Source organism: Halomonas ramblicola, from assembly GCF_030409215.1.
Lineage (GTDB): Bacteria > Pseudomonadota > Gammaproteobacteria > Pseudomonadales > Halomonadaceae > Halomonas > Halomonas ramblicola.
Genome location: NZ_JAUFPL010000020.1, coordinates 86,669 through 104,977, shown reverse-complemented (window position 1 = coordinate 104,977; position 18,309 = coordinate 86,669). Strand labels below are relative to the sequence as shown.

General features: G+C 65.5%; 13 protein-coding genes, 4 tRNA genes and 1 rRNA gene. All 18 read left to right on the top strand.

Going from position 1 to position 18,309, the window contains the following annotated elements:
- Positions 1-93: 93 nt before the first annotated feature.
- The 18 genes from rrf to fusA all read left to right on the top strand — a co-directional run bounded on the left by rrf (position 94) and on the right by fusA (position 18,283).
- Positions 94-209, top strand: a 5S ribosomal RNA gene (rrf, locus tag QWY80_RS08770).
- Positions 210-437: 228 nt separating this feature from the next.
- Complete coding sequence (locus QWY80_RS08765) at positions 438-1,421, top strand: biotin--[acetyl-CoA-carboxylase] ligase (RefSeq protein ID WP_290230410.1); 984 nt, start codon at positions 438-440, stop codon at positions 1,419-1,421.
- Positions 1,418-2,257: a type III pantothenate kinase gene (locus tag QWY80_RS08760; protein WP_290230409.1), complete on the top strand. Its 840-nt coding sequence runs from the start codon at positions 1,418-1,420 to the stop codon at positions 2,255-2,257. The genes QWY80_RS08765 and QWY80_RS08760 overlap by 4 nt, the downstream gene beginning before the upstream one ends.
- Before the next feature lie 123 nt (positions 2,258-2,380).
- A tRNA-Tyr gene (locus QWY80_RS08755) sits at positions 2,381-2,464 on the top strand.
- Between the two features lie 49 nt (positions 2,465-2,513).
- Positions 2,514-2,587 (top strand) — tRNA-Gly (locus QWY80_RS08750).
- A 23-nt stretch (positions 2,588-2,610) separates the two neighbouring features.
- Positions 2,611-2,685 (top strand) — tRNA-Thr (locus tag QWY80_RS08745).
- Positions 2,686-2,831: 146 nt separating this feature from the next.
- Positions 2,832-2,907: transfer RNA gene (locus tag QWY80_RS08740), tRNA-Trp, on the top strand.
- 71 nt (positions 2,908-2,978) lie between these two features.
- The gene (gene secE / locus QWY80_RS08735) at positions 2,979-3,347 is read left to right on the top strand and encodes a preprotein translocase subunit SecE (RefSeq protein WP_290230408.1); all 369 of its coding nucleotides are present in this window, start codon (positions 2,979-2,981) and stop codon (positions 3,345-3,347) included.
- A gap of 8 nt (positions 3,348-3,355) precedes the next feature.
- Positions 3,356-3,889 (top strand): transcription termination/antitermination protein NusG, encoded by a 534-nt coding sequence (nusG, locus tag QWY80_RS08730; RefSeq protein ID WP_290230407.1) that lies wholly within the window; start codon positions 3,356-3,358, stop codon positions 3,887-3,889.
- Positions 3,890-3,976: 87 nt separating this feature from the next.
- Entirely contained in the window at positions 3,977-4,408 is a 432-nt protein-coding gene (gene rplK, locus QWY80_RS08725; protein ID WP_132044070.1) for a 50S ribosomal protein L11, read from the top strand.
- A gap of 2 nt (positions 4,409-4,410) precedes the next feature.
- The gene (gene rplA, locus QWY80_RS08720) at positions 4,411-5,103 is read left to right on the top strand and encodes a 50S ribosomal protein L1 (RefSeq protein WP_290230406.1); all 693 of its coding nucleotides are present in this window, start codon (positions 4,411-4,413) and stop codon (positions 5,101-5,103) included.
- Positions 5,104-5,381: 278 nt separating this feature from the next.
- Positions 5,382-5,885, top strand: coding sequence for a 50S ribosomal protein L10 (gene rplJ, locus QWY80_RS08715; RefSeq protein WP_290230405.1), 504 nt, complete (start codon positions 5,382-5,384; stop codon positions 5,883-5,885).
- An 89-nt stretch (positions 5,886-5,974) separates the two neighbouring features.
- Positions 5,975-6,346, top strand: coding sequence for a 50S ribosomal protein L7/L12 (rplL, locus tag QWY80_RS08710; protein WP_290230404.1), 372 nt, complete (start codon positions 5,975-5,977; stop codon positions 6,344-6,346).
- Positions 6,347-6,582: 236 nt separating this feature from the next.
- A complete protein-coding gene (gene rpoB / locus QWY80_RS08705) occupies positions 6,583-10,662 on the top strand; it encodes a DNA-directed RNA polymerase subunit beta (protein WP_290230402.1) in 4,080 nt (1,359 codons plus the stop codon).
- Between the two features lie 83 nt (positions 10,663-10,745).
- Positions 10,746-14,966 (top strand): DNA-directed RNA polymerase subunit beta', encoded by a 4,221-nt coding sequence (rpoC, locus tag QWY80_RS08700; RefSeq protein WP_290230401.1) that lies wholly within the window; start codon positions 10,746-10,748, stop codon positions 14,964-14,966.
- Positions 14,967-15,115: 149 nt separating this feature from the next.
- Complete coding sequence (rpsL, locus tag QWY80_RS08695; RefSeq protein ID WP_290230400.1) at positions 15,116-15,490, top strand: 30S ribosomal protein S12; 375 nt, start codon at positions 15,116-15,118, stop codon at positions 15,488-15,490.
- A gap of 119 nt (positions 15,491-15,609) precedes the next feature.
- Positions 15,610-16,080, top strand: coding sequence for a 30S ribosomal protein S7 (gene rpsG / locus QWY80_RS08690; RefSeq protein WP_290230399.1), 471 nt, complete (start codon positions 15,610-15,612; stop codon positions 16,078-16,080).
- An 82-nt stretch (positions 16,081-16,162) separates the two neighbouring features.
- The gene (gene fusA, locus QWY80_RS08685) at positions 16,163-18,283 is read left to right on the top strand and encodes an elongation factor G (RefSeq protein WP_290230398.1); all 2,121 of its coding nucleotides are present in this window, start codon (positions 16,163-16,165) and stop codon (positions 18,281-18,283) included.
- Positions 18,284-18,309: the final 26 nt, after the last annotated feature.

Here is an 18,309-nt window from a genome sequence, read left to right as displayed (position 1 = left end):
TTGACCATATAACACCCAAGGGGTCTGCGGGATGCAGACGACACCGGGTACGCGAGACGGCTCGGTCGGCATGATTCATATTGGCGTTTTTCGCCTGACGACCAGAGCGAGCGTGCCCCACCTGATCCCATGCCGAACTCAGCAGTGAAACCGCTCAGCGCCGATGGTAGTGTGGAGTTTCTCCATGCGAGAGTAGGTCATCGTCAGGCACCTCTTCCGACACCCCGGCCAACTGGTCGGGGTGTTCTCGTTTGGGAGCTTCTCCATGGAGAGTCCCGGGAGGCCGGCCCAGTCATCGTCAGGCGCTCATTCAGAAACCCCCGAGTTCTTGCGAGCTCGGGGGTTTTTGCGTTTCGGGGCCTTTCTCCGGGCCGACGGATTTCCGGGGTCGCTTCGCATCCGCTAGAATGAGGGCTTTTCCGGTCCGGGATCCAAGCATGACCATCGGTGACCTGATTCGCCTGCTCAGCGACGGCGAGTTCCACTCCGGCGAGCAGCTGGGCGAGCAGCTCGGGGTGTCCCGTGCCGCGGTGTGGAAGCAGCTACGCAAGCTGGAGTCGCTGGGGATCGCCATGGAGGCGGTCAAGGGGCAGGGCTACCGGCTCGCCGAGCCACTTGAGCTGCTGGATGGGGCGCGCATTGTGGCGGGGCTGTCGCGCGAGGCGCGGGGCCGTCTGTCGCGACTCTTCGTCGAGGAGACGCTGCCGTCGTCGAACGCCTTCCTGCGCCAGCGCTTCGAGCACGGGGCCGGCCACGGCGAGGTCTGCCTGGTGGAGCAGCAGAGTGCCGGTCGCGGGCGTCGCGGGCGCACCTGGACGACCCCCTGGGGCAAGAGCCTGATGCTGTCGCTGGGCTGGCGAGTCGAGGCGGGCGTGGCGGCCCTGGAGGGGCTGAGCCTGGCCGTCGGCGTGGTACTGGCCCGAGCCCTGGAACACCGCGGTGCGCGTCCGCGCCTGAAGTGGCCCAACGACGTGCTGCTCGAGACACCGGGGGGTGACTTCGGCAAGCTGGCGGGAATCCTGGTGGAGGTGACCGGCGACGCCTCGGGTCCCTGCGAGGTGGTGATCGGCATGGGCATCAACGTGGAGCTGCCGGAGGCGTTCCGGTGTGGCCTGGACCAGCCGGTGGCGGCGGTGCGCGACCAGGCGCCGCAGGTGTCGCGCAACGACCTGGCGGTCGACCTGCTCGATGGCCTCTTGCCACTGGTCGCGGGTTTCGAGCGGCAAGGCTTCGCCGCCTGGCAGGAGGCGTGGAACGCCCGGCATGCCTTCGCCGAGCGTGAGATCGACATCCTGAGCGGCGGCCAGCGTGAGGCGGGTATCGCCGAGGGGGTGGACGCCTCGGGCAACCTGCTGGTGAATCAGGCAGGGCGGCGCCGGCGCCTGGCCGGCGGTGAAATCAGCGTGCGTGTGCGCCCATGATCCTTGACCTGGATATCGGCAATACCCTGTCCAAGTGGCGGCTCAAGGATGCCGACAGCAGCGAGATCCGCTCGCGGGGCGCGGTCTGGACCCGCGAGGAGTGGCGTCCAGGTTCCGACATACCCGATCTGGACGTGGTCGAGGCGGTGCGTATCTCCAGCGTGGCGCGCCGGGCGGTGCTCGAGGAAACAGTGGCACTGCTCAGACAGCAGGTGGGTAGCGTCTACGTGGCGCACTCGACAGCGGAAGCCCTGGGGGTCACCAATGGTTACCAGGAGCCCGAGCGGCTCGGCGTCGATCGCTGGCTGGGGGCCCTGGCCGGCTACCAGTTGGCCGGTGGGTGTTGTGCGGTGGACTGCGGCAGCGCCATCACCATCGACTTCGTGCTGCCGGGTGGTCGCCATCTGGGGGGCTACATCCTGCCGGGGCTGCGGCTGATGAAAGAGAGCCTCAAGCTGGGCACCCGCAACGTGGCGATCGACCCGGACAGCGAGGCCGAGGAGCTGCTGGCCCCCGGTCGGCGTACCGTCGAGGCGGTCAATCACGGCATCTACATGGCGGCCGTCAGCGCCATCAACCGCGTCTATGCCGAGGTGTGCGACGACGAGGGCGTGGCGCTGCCCCTGCTGGTGACCGGCGGCGATGCCCGGGTGGTGGCGCGAGGGCTGCAGGTCCCCCATGCGGTCTGGCCGGACATGGTCTACGGCGGGCTCGAGGCGAGCTTCCCGCTGACGGCGGCCGAGCGGGCCGGGCGCATGTCCGGCGCCCCCCGGGTGCCGTCACCGGTGGCGCTGGAAAAGATCCGGGCGGGGCTTGCATTCTCCATGCTGCTTTGACACAATACGCCGCGTTCCGAGGCGAAGGGCAGGGCGCCAGGGTGCTCGCTCCGAGCGGTCAGGATAACTGCAAAAACAGTGACTTGACAGTGGAACTCGCGGTGGTAAAATACGCCGCCAGCTGGAGGGGTTCCCGAGTGGCCAAAGGGAGCAGACTGTAAATCTGCCGCGAAAGCTTCGAAGGTTCGAATCCTTCCCCCTCCACCAGATTCGGGCGGCGCCGGCCAAGGTTGGTGAAGCCAGCAAGAGTGGGCAGGCGGGCATAGTTCAATGGTAGAACCTCAGCCTTCCAAGCTGATGATGCGGGTTCGATTCCCGCTGCCCGCTCCAGCATCTCCGGATGTACAGATTGCGCTCATGTAGCTCAGGGGTAGAGCACACCCTTGGTAAGGGTGAGGTCGACGGTTCAAATCCGTCCATGAGCTCCACATCGAGAAAGGCGAGCCGCGGCTCGCCTTTTCTCTTTCTCCCCGGTGTCGCCGAGTGCGGGGAGGGGTTGCCAGGCGAAGCGGCTTCCGCTATCATGGCGCCCGCTGTTGTCAGGCCGCCTGCAAGGGGTGGCGAAGGCAGATACAGGCCAGTAGCTCAATTGGCAGAGCAGCGGTCTCCAAAACCGCAGGTTGGGGGTTCGATTCCCTCCTGGCCTGCCAGTCTTCCCCAGGCTGGTGTGTCCCCTTGAAGATTTCACGTTTCGATTGCCGCGCCCTGAGGAGTCTCGTTCATGAAACACAATGCCGAGGTGCAGGAGTCGCGCCACGACGGGCTCAGGTGGGCGGTGGTCGTCACTCTGCTGGTCCTGGCCGTGGTGGGTAACACCTACTTCGCCGACCAGGCCCTGCTCTATCGTGTGCTGGGCGTCGTCGCGCTCAGCGCCGTGGCCGCACTCATCGCGCTGACCACCACCAAGGGGCGTGAGCTGCTCGAGCTGGCCCGCGCCGCCAAGAAGGAGATCCAGCGCGTGGTCTGGCCGACGCGCCCCGAAACCGTACAGACAACCGCCATCGTGCTGGTCGCCGTGCTGGTGGTCGGCCTGATGTTGTGGCTTATCGACACCCTTCTTGGCTGGGCGATGTCCGGCGTTATCGGTTAGGAGCCTCCATGTCCAAGCGTTGGTACGTCGTTCACGCCTACTCCGGCTTCGAGAAGCATGTCATGCGCTCCCTCAAGGAGCGCGTGAGGATGTATGGCATGGAGGACCGCTTCGGCGAGATCCTGGTGCCGACCGAAGAAGTCGTCGAGATGCGTGACGGCAAGCGCCGCAAGAGCGAGCGCAAGTTCTATCCCGGCTACGTGCTGGTCGAGATGGAGATGGACGACGAGACCTGGCACCTGGTCAACGAGGCCCCGCGCGTCATGGGGTTCATCGGTGGCACCAAGGAGAAGCCGGCGCCCATTACCCAGAAGGAGGCCGATGCCATCCTGCGTCGCGTTCAGGACGGCACCGACAAGCCTCGCCCCAAGACCCTGTTCGAGCCGGGTCAGTCGGTGCGCGTCGTCGACGGCCCCTTCGCCGACTTCAATGGCGTGGTCGAAGAGGTCAACTACGACAAGAGTCGCCTGCAGGTCAGCGTGCTGATCTTCGGTCGGGCGACTCCCGTCGAGCTGGAATTCGCGCAGGTCGAGAAGGAGTAATCCGCGACCTGACGTCTGCGAGGCGGCCGCCGCGACGGCCGCATCACCGGGGAGCCGCAAGGCGCTACTACCCAACTGGAGAGCAACATGGCCAAGAAAGTACAGGCTTACATCAAGCTGCAGGTGGCAGCTGGCAAAGCCAACCCGAGTCCCCCCGTGGGCCCCGCGCTGGGTCAGCACGGCGTCAACATCATGGAGTTCTGCAAGGCGTTCAACGCCGCGACCCAGGAGATCGAGCCGGGTCTGCCCACTCCCGTGGTGATCACCGTCTACTCCGACCGCAGCTTCACCTTCATCACCAAGACCCCGCCCGCCGCGGTCCTGCTGAAGAAGGCGGCTGGCATCAAGTCCGGCTCCGGTGAGCCGAACAAGAACAAGGTCGGTACCGTGACCCGTGAGCAGCTCGAGGAGATCGCCAAGACCAAGGAGCCGGACCTGACGGCTGCCGATCTCGACGCCGCGGTGCGTACCATTGCCGGTAGTGCCCGCAGCATGGGCCTGAACGTGGAGGGTCTCTGATCATGGCCAAGCTGTCCAAGCGCGCACAGATGATTCGCGAGAAGATCGATCCGACCAAGGCCTATTCCATCGATGAGGCCGTGGCCCTGCTCGCCGAGCTGTCCGCCGTCAAGTTCAAGGAGTCCGTGGACGTCGCCATCAATCTGGGCGTCGATCCGCGTAAATCCGACCAGGTCGTGCGTGGCGCCACCGTCATGCCCAACGGCACCGGCAAGGACGTGCGTGTCGCCGTCTTCACCCAGGGTGCCAACGCCGATGCCGCCAAGGACGCCGGTGCCGACATCGTCGGCATGGACGACCTGGCCGAGCGGGTCAAGAAGGGCCAGCTCGACTTCGACGTGGTGATCGCCTCCCCGGACGCCATGCGCGTCGTCGGCCAGCTGGGCCAGATCCTCGGTCCGCGCGGCCTGATGCCGAACCCCAAGGTCGGCACCGTGACCCCGGACGTGGCCACCGCCGTCAAGAACGCCAAGGCCGGCCAGGTGCGCTTCCGTACCGACAAGAACGGCATCATCCACACCACCCTGGGCAAGGTCGACTTCGACGCCACTGCCATCCAGGGCAACCTGGAGGCGCTGGTCGCCGACCTGAAGAAGCTCAAGCCGAGCACGTCCAAGGGTATCTATTTCAAGAAGGTCACCCTGTCCACTACCATGGGCCCCGGGCTGACCATCGATCACTCTGCCCTGGTCTGAACGGGCAGCGGATCGACGTAACAGCAAGAACTTTGCGGTCCCCGTGTCGGGTCATGACTCGCCGGCGGGGCACCGTCAAAGACCGCAGGCGCCGCCCTTCCCTGCGAAGGGCGGCTTAATCATCCTTCCGATGGCCTGCGCAGATGGTGTGGCCGCCAGGTTTCTGGTGAGCACCATCACCCAGGACTCCCGGTGCCCTGGCCTTACGGCCTCGACCGGGGGAGATGGTAACCACCGGAACCCTCATCGCGAGGTTCCGGCACGAAGGAGTGATCACTGTGCCACTAGCACTCGAAGGCAAGAAGGCGATCGTTGCCGAGGTCAGTGAAGCGGCCAAGGATGCTCTCTCCGTCGTAGTTGCCGATTCTCGTGGCGTCGCGGTCAGCAAGATGACCGACCTGCGCAAGCAGGCCCGCGAGAATGGCGTCCAGCTGCGTGTTGTCCGCAACACCCTGGCACGCCGCGCCCTGTCCGGAACTCCTTGGGAGATTCTGGACGAGACCTTCTCGGGTCCGACCCTGCTGGCCTTCTCCTACGAGCATCCGGGCGCCGCCGCCCGCCTGTTCAAGGAGTTCGCCAAGGAGGAGAAGAACTTCGAGGTCAAGGCGCTGGCCTACGAGGGCGAGCTGATCCCGGCCGCCGATCTCGACCGCCTGGCGACCCTGCCGACCTATGACGAGGCCATCGCCAAGCTGATGTCCGTCATGAAGGAAGCATCGGCCGGCAAGCTGGTTCGTACCCTGGCCGCCCTGCGCGACCAGAAGCAGGAGGAGGCCGCCTGATCGGCGAACTCCTGCTGGCTGCCCGAATCGAATATTGAATCCCGAGTCGAAGCACAGCCTCGACTCCCGCAAAGTTAGGAAACGTGACAATGGCACTGACCAAAGAAGACATCATCAACGCCGTCGCCGACATGTCCGTGATGGAAGTCGCCGAGCTGATCGAGGCGATGGAAGAGAAGTTCGGCGTGACCGCCGCCGCCGCCGTCGTGGCCGGCCCGGGTGGTGGTGAAGCCGAAGCCGCTGAAGAGCAGACCGAGTTCGACCTGGTGCTGACCGGCGCCGGCGAGAAGAAGGTCAACGTCATCAAGGTCGTCCGCGAGATCACCGGCCTGGGTCTGAAGGAAGCCAAGGGTGCCGTCGACGGCGCTCCGGCGACCATCAAGGAGGCCATGTCCAAGGAAGACGCCGAAGCGGCCAAGACCAAGCTGGAAGAAGCCGGCGCGAGCGTGGAGCTCAAGTAAGTCCTTGGTCTCCATGGCTTTACGCGCTGCGTAAGCTTCCACGGCTGGTGGCGGGACACCCGCTGCCGGCCTTTTTCTGTTGTCACTGGCCTCTGCACACGAGCAGAATTGCCAGCCGAATTCCGAAGGCGAGCGACCCGCGAGGCGCTTGCCTTCATCGCCTGACGGAGCCGCGCCCCGTCGGGTGGCGCCGACCACGCATCGGTCACCCATGGTGAACAAGCTGGGGAATACAGATGGCTTACTCATACACTGAGAAAAAACGCATCCGCAAGGATTTCGGCAAACTGCCCCAAGTGATGGATGTGCCCTACCTGCTGGCGATCCAGCTTGATTCCTACTACGACTTCCTCCAGCAGGACCGCTCCCCGGAGGAGCGTCTCGAGGTCGGCCTGCATGCCGCCTTCAGGTCGGTGTTCCCGATCGAGAGCTTCTCCGGCAATGCCGCCCTGGAGTACGTCAGCTATCGCTTCGGCACCCCGGCGTTCGACGTCAAGGAGTGCCAGCTGCGTGGCGTCACCTACTCGGCTCCCCTGCGCGTCAAGGTCCGCCTGATCATCTATGACAAAGACTCGTCCAACAAGGCGATCAAGGACATCAAGGAGCAGGAAGTCTACATGGGGGAGATCCCCCTGATGACCGAGAACGGTACCTTCGTGGTGAACGGTACCGAGCGCGTCATCGTCTCCCAGCTGCACCGCTCCCCCGGCGTGTTCTTCGACCATGACAAGGGCAAGAGCCACTCCTCGGGCAAGCTGCTCTACTCCGCCCGGGTGATCCCCTACCGCGGCTCCTGGCTCGACTTCGAGTTCGATCCCAAGGACAACGTCTTCGTGCGCATCGACCGTCGCCGCAAGCTGCCGGCCTCGGTGCTGCTGCGCGCCCTGGGCATGAGCGCCGAGGAGATCCTCGACGAGTTCTTCGAGACCAGCACCTTCCACATCGAGAAGTCCGGCTTCTCCGTGGAACTGGTGCCGTCGCGGCTGCGCGGCGAGACCGCCACCTTCGACATCAAGGACGCCGAGGGCGGAGTGATCGTCGAGGAAGGGCGTCGCATCACCCAGAAGCACATCCGCCAGCTGGAGAAGGCCGGCCTCGAGCGCCTCGAAGTGCCGATGGAGTACCTGTTCGGCAAGACCCTGGCCAAGGACCAGGTCGATCCGAACACCGGCGAGCTGATCTGCCCCTGCAATACCGAGATCACCCCGGAACTGCTGGAGAAGATCGCCCAGGCCGGCATCTCCCGGCTCGAGACCCTCTACACCAATGATCTCGATTGCGGCCCCTTCGTCTCCGACACCCTCAAGCTGGATACCACCGGGTCCCAGCTCGAGGCGCTGGTGGAGATCTACCGCATGATGCGTCCCGGCGAGCCGCCCACCAAGGAGGCCGCCGAGACGCTGTTCCACAACCTGTTCTTCACCGAGGACCGCTACGACCTCTCCGGCGTCGGTCGCATGAAGTTCAATCGTCGTCTGCGTCGTGACGCCGACACCGGCTCCGGTGTGCTGGATCGGCGCGACATCCTCGACGTGCTCAAGGAGCTGATTTACATCCGCAACGGCTTCGGCGAGGTGGACGACATCGACCACCTGGGCAACCGTCGCATTCGTTGCGTGGGCGAGATGGCCGAGAACCAGTTCCGCGTGGGCTTGGTGCGCGTCGAGCGCGCGGTCAAGGAGCGTCTCTCCATGGCCGAGAGCGAAGGCCTGATGCCCCAGGACCTGATCAACGCCAAGCCGGTGGCGGCGGCGGTCAAGGAGTTCTTCGGCTCTAGCCAGCTCTCCCAGTTCATGGACCAGAACAACCCGCTCTCCGAGGTCACCCACAAGCGCCGCGTCTCCGCGCTCGGCCCGGGCGGCCTGACCCGCGAGCGGGCCGGCTTCGAGGTGCGCGACGTCCACGCCACCCACTACGGCCGCCTGTGCCCGATCGAGACCCCGGAAGGTCCCAACATCGGCCTGATCAACTCCCTGGCCACTTACAGCCACACCAACAGCTACGGCTTCCTCGAGACGCCCTACCGCAAGGTGGTGGACGCCCAGGTCACCGATGACGTGGTGCATCTCTCCGCCATCGAGGAGGGCGACTTCGTCATCGCCCAGGCCTCGGCCACCGTAGACGAGGGTGGCAAGCTGGTCGACGACCTGGTGCAGGTGCGCCACAAGGGCGAGACCACCTTCATGCGTCCCGAGCAGGTCACCCTGATGGACGTCTCGCCGCGCCAGGTGGTCTCCGTGGCCGCGGCGCTGATCCCCTTCCTCGAGCACGACGATGCCAACCGCGCCCTGATGGGGGCCAACATGCAGCGTCAGGCGGTGCCCACCCTGCGCGCCGACAAGCCCCTGGTGGGGACCGGCATGGAGCGCTTCGTGGCCCGCGACTCCGGCGTCTGCGCCGTGGCACGTCGCGGCGGGGTGATCGACTCGGTCGACGCCAAGCGCATCGTGGTGCGCGTCAACGAGGAGGAGATCATCGGCGGCGAGGCCGGCGTCGATATCTACAACCTCACCAAGTACGTGCGCTCCAACCAGAACACCTGCCAGAACCAGCGGCCCATCGTGCGGCCCGGTGACTCGGTGGCGCGTGGCGACATCCTGGCCGACGGCCCCTCTGTGGACATGGGCGACCTGGCGCTGGGCCAGAACATGCGCATCGCCTTCATGCCCTGGAACGGCTACAACTTCGAGGACTCCATCCTGCTCTCCGAGCGGGTGGTCCAGGAGGATCGGTTCACCACCATCCATATCCAGGAACTGACCTGCGTCTCCCGCGACACCAAGCTGGGGCCGGAGGAGATCACCTCCGACATCCCCAACGTGGGCGAGTCGGCGCTGTCCAAGCTGGATGAGGCGGGTGTCGTCTACATCGGTGCCGAGGTCGGTCCCGGCGACATCCTGGTCGGCAAGGTCACGCCCAAGGGTGAGACCCAGCTGACCCCCGAGGAGAAGCTGCTGCGGGCGATCTTCGGCGAGAAGGCCTCCGACGTGAAGGACACTTCGCTGCGTGCTCCCACCGGCATGCGCGGCACCGTCATCGACGTCCAGGTGTTCACCCGCGATGGTGTGGAGAAGGACTCCCGGGCGCTGTCCATCGAGCAGATGCAGCTCGACGAGGTGCGCAAGGACCTGCAGGAGACCTACCGCATCGCCGAGGACGCCACCTTCGAGCGCCTCAAGCGGGCGCTGGTCGGCCAGGCGGTGAACGGCGGGCCGCAGCTGAAGAAGGGCGACGTGCTCTCCGAGGGCTACCTCGAGGAGCTGCCGCGCCAGCAGTGGTTCAAGCTGCGCCTGCAGGACGAGACGCTCAACGAGCTGCTGGCCCAGGCCGACGAACAGCTGGAGAATCGTCGCAAGGAGATGGACGAGCGCTTCGAGGACAAGAAGCGCAAGCTCACCCAGGGCGACGACCTGGCGCCGGGCGTGCTCAAGATCGTCAAGGTCTACATGGCGGTGAAGCGTCGCCTGCAGCCGGGCGACAAGATGGCCGGCCGCCACGGCAACAAGGGCGTCATCTCGGCGATCATGCCGGTCGAGGACATGCCCTTCGACGACCAGGGCGAGCCCGTCGACGTGGTGTTGAATCCGCTGGGCGTGCCGTCGCGCATGAACGTCGGGCAGATCCTCGAGACCCACCTGGGCCTGGCGGCCTGGGGCCTGGGACGCAAGATCGACGCCCTGCTGCGCGATGCCCGCGAACAGCAGGTAGCGGAGATCCGCGACTTCCTGGGGCAGGTCTACAACTCCACCCCGGGCACCCGTGTCGAGGAGCTGGAGTCGCTCTCCGACGACGAGGTGATCGCCCTGGCCAGGAACCTCAAGGGCGGCGTGCCGATGTCGACGCCGGTGTTCGACGGCGCCAACGAGCACGAGATCAAGCACCTGCTGCGCCTGGCAGAGCTGCCGGATTCCGGCCAGATGACCCTGTACGATGGCCGTACCGGTGACGCATTCGACCGTCCGGTGACCGTCGGCTACATGTACATGCTCAAGCTCAACCACCTGGTGGACGACAAGATGCACGCGCGCTCCACCGGCTCCTACTCCCTGGTCACCCAGCAGCCGCTGGGCGGCAAGGCGCAGTTCGGTGGCCAGCGCTTCGGTGAGATGGAGGTCTGGGCCCTGGAGGCCTACGGCGCCGCCTACACCCTCCAGGAGATGCTCACCGTCAAGTCCGACGACGTGGAGGGTCGCACCAAGATGTACAAGAACATCGTCGACGGCGACCACGCCATGCAGGCCGGCATGCCGGAATCCTTCAACGTGCTGGTGAAGGAGATCCGCTCGCTGGGCATCGATATCGAGCTCGAGAGCTGAGGCGGCCGACGCTTCACATCTATGACGGTCCGCGGGGGCGGCGACGCCCCCGCCCATGACAACTCCGCAGCGGAGCCGACCCCATGAAAGATTTGGTGAAAGTCCTCAAATCGCAGTCTCAGTCCGACGAGTTCGACGCGATCAAGATCACGCTGGCGTCGCCGGACATGATCCGCTCCTGGTCCTACGGCGAGGTCAAGAAGCCCGAGACCATCAACTACCGTACCTTCAAGCCGGAGCGTGACGGCCTGTTCTGCGCCAAGATCTTCGGCCCGGTGAAGGACTACGAGTGCCTGTGCGGCAAGTACAAGCGCATGAAGCACCGCGGCATCATCTGCGAGAAGTGTGGCGTCGAGGTCACCAAGGCCGCCGTGCGCCGCGAGCGCATGGGTCACATCGAGCTGGCCAGCCCGGTCGCCCACATCTGGTTCCTCAAGTCGCTGCCGTCGCGTATCGGCATGTTCCTGGACATGACCCTGCGCGACATCGAGCGCGTGCTCTACTTCGAGAGCTTCGTGGTCATCGACCCGGGCATGACCACCCTGGAGCGTGGCCAGCTGCTCAACGACGAACAGTACTTCGAGGCCCTCGAGGAGTTCGGCGACGACTTCGATGCGCGCATGGGTGCCGAGGCCGTCCAGGCGCTGCTCAAGGACATCGACCTGGTCGAGGAGATCGATCGCCTGCGCGAGGAGATTCCCCAGACCAACTCCGAGACCAAGATCAAGAAGCTCTCCAAGCGGCTCAAGTTGCTGGAGGCCTTCCACAACTCCGGCAATGCGCCGGCGTGGATGGTCATGGAGGTGCTGCCGGTGCTGCCGCCGGACCTGCGTCCGCTGGTGCCGCTGGACGGTGGCCGCTTCGCCACCTCCGACCTCAACGACCTCTATCGCCGGGTGATCAACCGCAACAACCGCCTCAAGCGGCTGCTCGACCTCAATGCGCCGGATATCATCGTGCGCAACGAGAAGCGCATGCTGCAGGAGGCGGTGGACGCCCTGCTCGACAATGGCCGTCGCGGCCGGGCCATCACCGGTTCCAACAAGCGCCCGCTGAAGTCGCTGGCCGACATGATCAAGGGCAAGCAGGGGCGTTTCCGCCAGAACCTGCTGGGCAAGCGCGTCGACTACTCCGGCCGCTCGGTGATCACCGTGGGCCCGACCCTGCGCCTGCACCAGTGCGGCCTGCCCAAGAAGATGGCGCTGGAGCTGTTCAAGCCGTTCATCTACTCCAAGCTGCAGGCCAACGGCCAGGCGTCCACCATCAAGGCCGCCAAGAAGATGGTCGAGCGCGAGCTGCCCGAGGTATGGGACATCCTCGCCGAGGTCATCCGCGAGCACCCGGTGCTGCTCAACCGTGCCCCGACCCTGCACCGCCTGGGCATCCAGGCCTTCGAGCCGCTGCTCATCGAGGGCAAGGCGATCCAGCTGCACCCGCTGGTGTGTGCCGCCTACAACGCCGACTTCGACGGTGACCAGATGGCGGTCCACGTGCCGCTGACCCTGGAAGCCCAGCTCGAGGCCCGGGCGCTGATGATGGCCACCAACAACGTGCTGTCGCCGGCCAACGGCGAGCCGATCATCGTGCCCTCCCAGGACGTGGTGCTGGGGCTCTACTACATGACCCGCGAGCGCATCAACGACAAGGGCGAAGGCATGGTGTTCTCCGACCTCAACGAGGTGGAGCGTGCCTTCGGCACCCAGAACGTGGCGCTGCACGCCCGGGTCAAGGTGCGCCTCGACGAGGTGACCATCGACGAGGAGAGCGGCGAGAGGCATCACCGGCGGGTGCTGCGCGACACCACCGTGGGGCGTGCCCTGCTGTTCCGCATCCTGCCCGAGGGGGTGCCCTTCGAGCTGGTGGACAAGCCGATGAAGAAGAAGGCGATCTCCAACCTGCTCAACGAGGTGTATCGTCGTGCCGGCCTCAAGCCCACGGTGATCTTCGCCGACCAGCTGATGTACACCGGCTTCCGCCTGGCCACCTGGTCCGGCGCCTCCATCGGCGTCAACGATTTCGTCATCCCCGATGCCAAGGCCGAGATCGTCGACGCCGCCGAGGAGGAGGTGAAGGAGATCGAGGACCAGTTCTCCTCCGGCCTGGTGACCGCCGGCGAGAAGTACAACAAGGTGATCGACATCTGGGCGCGCGCCAACGACCAGGTGGCCAAGTCCATGATGGCGGGCATCTCCAAGGAGACCGTCACCGACCGCGAGGGCAACGAGGTCGAGCAGGACTCCTTCAACAGCGTGTTCATCATGGCCGACTCCGGGGCGCGGGGCAGCGCCGCCCAGATCCGCCAGCTGGCGGGCATGCGGGGCCTGATGGCCAAGCCGGACGGCTCGATCATCGAGACCCCGATCGTCGCCAACTTCCGTGAGGGCCTCAACGTCCTGCAGTACTTCATCTCCACCCACGGCGCGCGGAAGGGGCTGGCGGACACGGCGCTCAAGACCGCCAACTCCGGTTACCTGACCCGTCGCCTGGTGGATGTGGCCCAGGACATGGTGATCACCGAGTCCGACTGCGGCACCGAGGAGGGCCTGACCCTGCACCCGGTGATCGAGGGCGGCGACATCATCGTCTCCCTGGCCCAGCGCGTGCTGGGGCGCGTGGTGGCGCGCGACGTCATCGATCCGGCCACCGAGGAGGTGCTGATCCCGCGCGATACCCTGCTCGACGAGAAGTGGTGCGCCGAGCTCGATACCATGGGCGTCGACGAGATCGTGGTGCGCAGCGCCATCAGCTGCCAGACCCCGCACGGCGTCTGCTCGGCCTGCTACGGTCGTGACCTGGCGCGCGGCCATCAGGTCAACATCGGCGAGGCGGTGGGTGTGATCGCCGCCCAGTCCATCGGCGAACCGGGCACCCAGCTGACCATGCGGACCTTCCACATCGGCGGTGCGGCCTCCCGGGCCTCCGCGGTGGACAGCGTCCAGGTCAAGCACGGCGGCAAGGTGCGCCTGCACAACATCAAGTTCGTCGAGCGTGCCGACGGCAAGCTGGTGGTGGTATCCCGCTCCAGCGCCCTGGCACTGGCCGACGAGCACGGTCGCGAGCGCGAGTACTACAAGCTGCCCTACGGCGCCGAACTGGACGTTCGCGACGGCGACAGCGTCGAGGCCGGGCAGGCGGTGGCCAAGTGGGACCCGCACACCCACCCCATCGTCGCCGAGGCCGAGGGTACCGTGCAGTACGCCGACATGGACGAGGGCCTGACCATCCACCGCAGCGTGGACGAGATGACCGGCCTGTCCTCCATCGAGGTGATCGAGGCGGCGGCGCGTCCCATGGCCGGCCGCGACAAGCGCCCGATGATCCTGCTCTCCGACGAGGCCGGCAGCCCGGTCACCGTCAGTGGCTCGGACACCCCGGTGCAGTACCTGCTGCCCGGCAAGGCGATCGTCACCGCCGATAACGGTTCGAAGATCGGCGTCGGCGAGGTCGTGGCGCGCATCCCGGTGGAGGCGTCCGGCAACAAGGACATCACCGGGGGTCTGCCGCGGGTGGCCGACCTCTTCGAGGCTCGCAAGCCCAAGGAGCCGTCGATTCTCGCCGAGGTCAGCGGCGTGATCAGCTTCGGCAAGGAGACCAAGGGCAAGCGGCGCCTGGCCATCACCCCGGAGGATGGTGGCGATCCCTTCGAGATGCTGATCCCCAAGTGGCGCCAGATCGCGGTCTTCGAGGGCGAGAGCGTCGAGAAGGGCGAGGTGATCTCCGACGGGCCCAGCAACCCCCACGACATCCTGCGGCTGCTGGGCGTGGCGGAGCTGGCCAAGTATATCACCGCCGAGATCCAGGAGGTCTACCGCCTCCAGGGCGTGGGCATCAACGACAAGCACATCGAGGTGATCGTGCGTCAGATGCTGCGCAAGGTGGAGATCACCGATTCGGGCGATTCCGACTTCATCCCCGGCGACCAGGTCGAACTGGTGCGGGTGCTGGAGGAGAATGCCCGCCTCGAGAAGGGCGAGAGGTTCCCGGCCAAGTACCAGCGGGTACTGCTGGGCATCACCAAGGCCAGCCTGGCCACCGAGTCGTTCATCTCCGCGGCCTCCTTCCAGGAGACCACGCGGGTGCTGACCGAGGCGGCGGTGACCGGCAAGCGCGACTACCTGCGCGGCCTGAAGGAGAACGTGGTGGTGGGACGCCTGATCCCGGCCGGTACCGGCCTGACCCACCACGCCGAGCGTCGCCGCAAGCGCGAAGACGCCGAGCGCCTGCTCACGCCGTCGGCCTACGACGTCGAGCAGGAGCTGGGCGCCCAGCTCACCGCGCTGGATTCGGACGACGAGGAGATCTGACCCGCGCCGTGCCTGACGCCCCGCATGGCGGGGCGTCAGGCTTGACGGCCAGCGGCGTCAGCCATTAGAATGCGCAGCCTTTAACAGTGGGGCGGGTGCGCCTGCACCGCTGTGAAGGCAAGGCAACCCATTGGAGTCAGCTACACACCATGGCAACGATCAATCAGCTCGTGCGCAAGCCGCGCAAGCGCCAGGCCGCCAAGAGCGACGTGCCGGCGCTGCAGGCCTGCCCGCAGAAGCGCGGCGTCTGCACCCGCGTCTACACCACCACCCCGAAGAAGCCCAACTCGGCCCTGCGTAAGGTCTGCCGCGTGCGCCTGACCAACGGCTACGAGGTCTCTTCCTACATCGGTGGTGAAGGTCACAACCTGCAGGAGCACTCCGTGGTCCTGATCCGCGGCGGCCGTGTCAAGGACCTGCCCGGTGTGCGTTACCACACCGTGCGCGGCGCCCTGGACACCTCCGGCGTGCAGAACCGCAAGCAGGGCCGTTCCAAGTACGGCGCCAAGCGTCCCAAGGTCTGATCGACCCGGGACGAGAGTTTCATCGGAATTTGATACCGGTCTGATAAGAGTAAGGTCGGGCGTCGCCGTCGGCGAGAGTCCCGGGTTTACCTGAAGGACCCTTCAACAGAGGGCTTATCATGCCTAGAAGAAGAGTTGCGGCCAAGCGCGAGATCCTGCCGGATCCCAAGTTCGGAAGCGAGCGCCTGGCGAAGTTCATGAACCACCTGATGGTCAGCGGCAAGAAGTCCGTAGCTGAGCGCATCGTCTATGGTGCGCTGGACAGGGTTGCCGAGCGCAGTAACGAAGAGCCGCTGGAGATCTTCGACAAGGCGCTGGAGACCATCCAGCCCATGGTCGAGGTGAAGTCCCGCCGCGTCGGCGGCGCGACCTATCAGGTGCCCGTGGAGGTTCGTCCCTCGCGTCGCCAGGCGCTGGCCATGCGCTGGCTGGTGGATGCCGCCCGTCGTCGTGGCGAGAAGACCATGGTGCAGCGCCTGGCCGGCGAGATGCTGGATGCCGCCGAGGGCAAGGGCGCGGCCGTCAAGAAGCGTGAAGACGTGCATCGCATGGCGGAGGCCAACAAGGCCTTCTCCCACTACCGTTTCTAAGCACGCCGCTTCAGACGACGAGTTCCATACACGAAGGGCCGCCCCCCGCGGGCGGCGCTTCACAGCAATGGAGAATTCCATCGTGCCACGCAAGACTCCGCTCAAGCGCTACCGCAACATCGGTATCGTGGCTCACGTCGACGCCGGCAAGACCACCACGACCGAGCGTGTCCTCTTCTACACCGGCCTCTCCCACAAGGTCGGTGAGGTCCATGATGGCGCCGCCACCATGGACTGGATGGAGCAGGAGCAGGAGCGCGGTATCACCATCACCTCCGCGGCGACCACCTGCTTCTGGCAGGGCATGAACAAGCAGTTCGACGAGCACCGCATCAACATCATCGACACCCCCGGACACGTCGACTTCACCATCGAGGTGGAGCGCTCCCTGCGTGTCCTCGACGGGGCCGTGGTGGTGCTGTGCGGCAGCTCCGGCGTGCAGCCCCAGACCGAGACCGTCTGGCGCCAGGCCAACAAGTACGAAGTCCCGCGCATGGTATTCGTCAACAAGATGGACCGTACCGGCGCCGACTTCTTCATGGTGGTCGACCAGCTCAAGAGCAAGCTGGGTGCCAACGCCGTGCCGATCCAGATCAACTGGGGCACCGAGGACGAGTTCAAGGGCGTCATCGACCTGATCCAGATGAAGGCGATCCTCTGGGACGAGGAGAACCTCGGCATGAACTACGACCTCGTGGACATCCCCGCGGAGCTCCAGGAGACCGCCGAGGAATACCGCGAGCAGATGGTCGAGGCCGCCGCCGAAGCCTCCGAAGAGCTGATGGACAAGTACCTCGAGGAGGGCGAGCTCTCCATCGAGGACATCAAGGCCGGCCTGCGTCGCCGCACCCTGGACAACGAGATCGTCCTGGTCACCTGCGGCAGCGCCTTCAAGAACAAGGGCGTGCAGGCGGTGCTGGATGGCGTCATCGAGTACATGCCGTCGCCCACCGAGGTCAAGGCCATCGAGGGTGAGCTGGACGACAAGGACGGCACCATCGCGACCCGTGAGGCCGACGACAGCGCCCCCTTCGCCGCCCTGGCCTTCAAGATCGCCACCGACCCCTTCGTCGGCACCCTGACCTTCATCCGGGTCTACTCCGGCGTGCTCAACTCCGGCGACAGCGTCTACAACTCCGTCAAGCAGAAGAAGGAGCGCGTCGGCCGTATCGTGCAGATGCACTCCAACTCCCGCGAGGAGATCAAGGAAGTGCGCGCCGGCGACATCGCCGCCTGCATCGGCCTCAAGGACGTCACCACCGGTGACACCCTGTGCGACCCGGACAACAAGATCGTGCTGGAGCGCATGGAGTTCCCCGATCCGGTGATCTCGGTGGCCGTGGAGCCGAAGTCCAAGGCCGACCAGGAGAAGATGGGCGTGGCCCTGGGCAAGCTGGCCCAGGAGGACCCCTCCTTCCAGGTGCGCACCGACGAGGAGACCGGCCAGACCATCATCTCCGGCATGGGCGAGCTGCACCTCGACATCATCGTCGACCGCATGCGTCGCGAGTTCAAGGTCGAGGCCAACATCGGCAAGCCGCAGGTCGCCTACCGCGAGACCATCAAGAAGAGCGTCGAGCAGGAAGGCAAGTTCGTGCGCCAGTCCGGCGGTCGCGGCCAGTACGGCCACGTCCACCTGCGCATCGAGCCGCTCACCGCGGAAGACAAGGGCGAAGATGAAGACATGCACTTCAAATTCGCCTCCGAGATCGTCGGCGGCGTGGTTCCCAAGGAATACGTGCCGGCCGTCGAGAAAGGGGCCTACGAGCAGCTGCAGAACGGTGTCATCGCGGGCTACCCGATGATCGACGTCAAGGTTACGCTGTACGATGGCTCCTACCACGACGTGGACTCCAACGAGACCGCGTTCAAGGTCGCTTCTTCCATGGCGATCAAAGAAGGTGCCAAGAAGGCCAAGGCCGTGCTGCTGGAGCCGGTGATGAAGGTCGAGGTCGTGACGCCCGAGGAGTTCATGGGTGACGTCATGGGCGACCTGAACCGCCGTCGCGGCCTGGTGTCGGGCATGGATGACTCGCCCTCCGGCAAGATCATCCGCGCCCGGGTTCCGTTGGCTGAGATGTTCGGTTACGCGACCGATCTGCGTTCTCAGACCCAGGGCCGCGCAAGCTACGTCATGGAGTTTGCGGATTACGAAGAGGCGCCGTCCAGCGTCGTTGAAGCCGTCATCAACCAGAACGGTTAACCGTTAGCTAACGTAAAGAGGTTAAA

Excerpts from the sequence above, each read along its gene's own strand:
- QWY80_RS08765 (WP_290230410.1), top strand. The coding sequence starts at position 438 with ATGACCATCGGTGACCTGATTCGCCTGCTCAGCGACGGCGAGTTCCAC.
- QWY80_RS08760 (WP_290230409.1), top strand. The coding sequence starts at position 1,418 with ATGATCCTTGACCTGGATATCGGCAATACCCTGTCCAAGTGGCGGCTC.
- secE (WP_290230408.1), top strand. The coding sequence starts at position 2,979 with ATGAAACACAATGCCGAGGTGCAGGAGTCGCGCCACGACGGGCTCAGG.
- nusG (WP_290230407.1), top strand. The coding sequence starts at position 3,356 with ATGTCCAAGCGTTGGTACGTCGTTCACGCCTACTCCGGCTTCGAGAAG.
- rplK (WP_132044070.1), top strand. The coding sequence starts at position 3,977 with ATGGCCAAGAAAGTACAGGCTTACATCAAGCTGCAGGTGGCAGCTGGC.
- rplA (WP_290230406.1), top strand. The coding sequence starts at position 4,411 with ATGGCCAAGCTGTCCAAGCGCGCACAGATGATTCGCGAGAAGATCGAT.
- rplL (WP_290230404.1), top strand. The coding sequence starts at position 5,975 with ATGGCACTGACCAAAGAAGACATCATCAACGCCGTCGCCGACATGTCC.
- rpoB (WP_290230402.1), top strand. The coding sequence starts at position 6,583 with ATGGCTTACTCATACACTGAGAAAAAACGCATCCGCAAGGATTTCGGC.
- rpoC (WP_290230401.1), top strand. The coding sequence starts at position 10,746 with ATGAAAGATTTGGTGAAAGTCCTCAAATCGCAGTCTCAGTCCGACGAG.
- rpsL (WP_290230400.1), top strand. The coding sequence starts at position 15,116 with ATGGCAACGATCAATCAGCTCGTGCGCAAGCCGCGCAAGCGCCAGGCC.
- rpsG (WP_290230399.1), top strand. The coding sequence starts at position 15,610 with ATGCCTAGAAGAAGAGTTGCGGCCAAGCGCGAGATCCTGCCGGATCCC.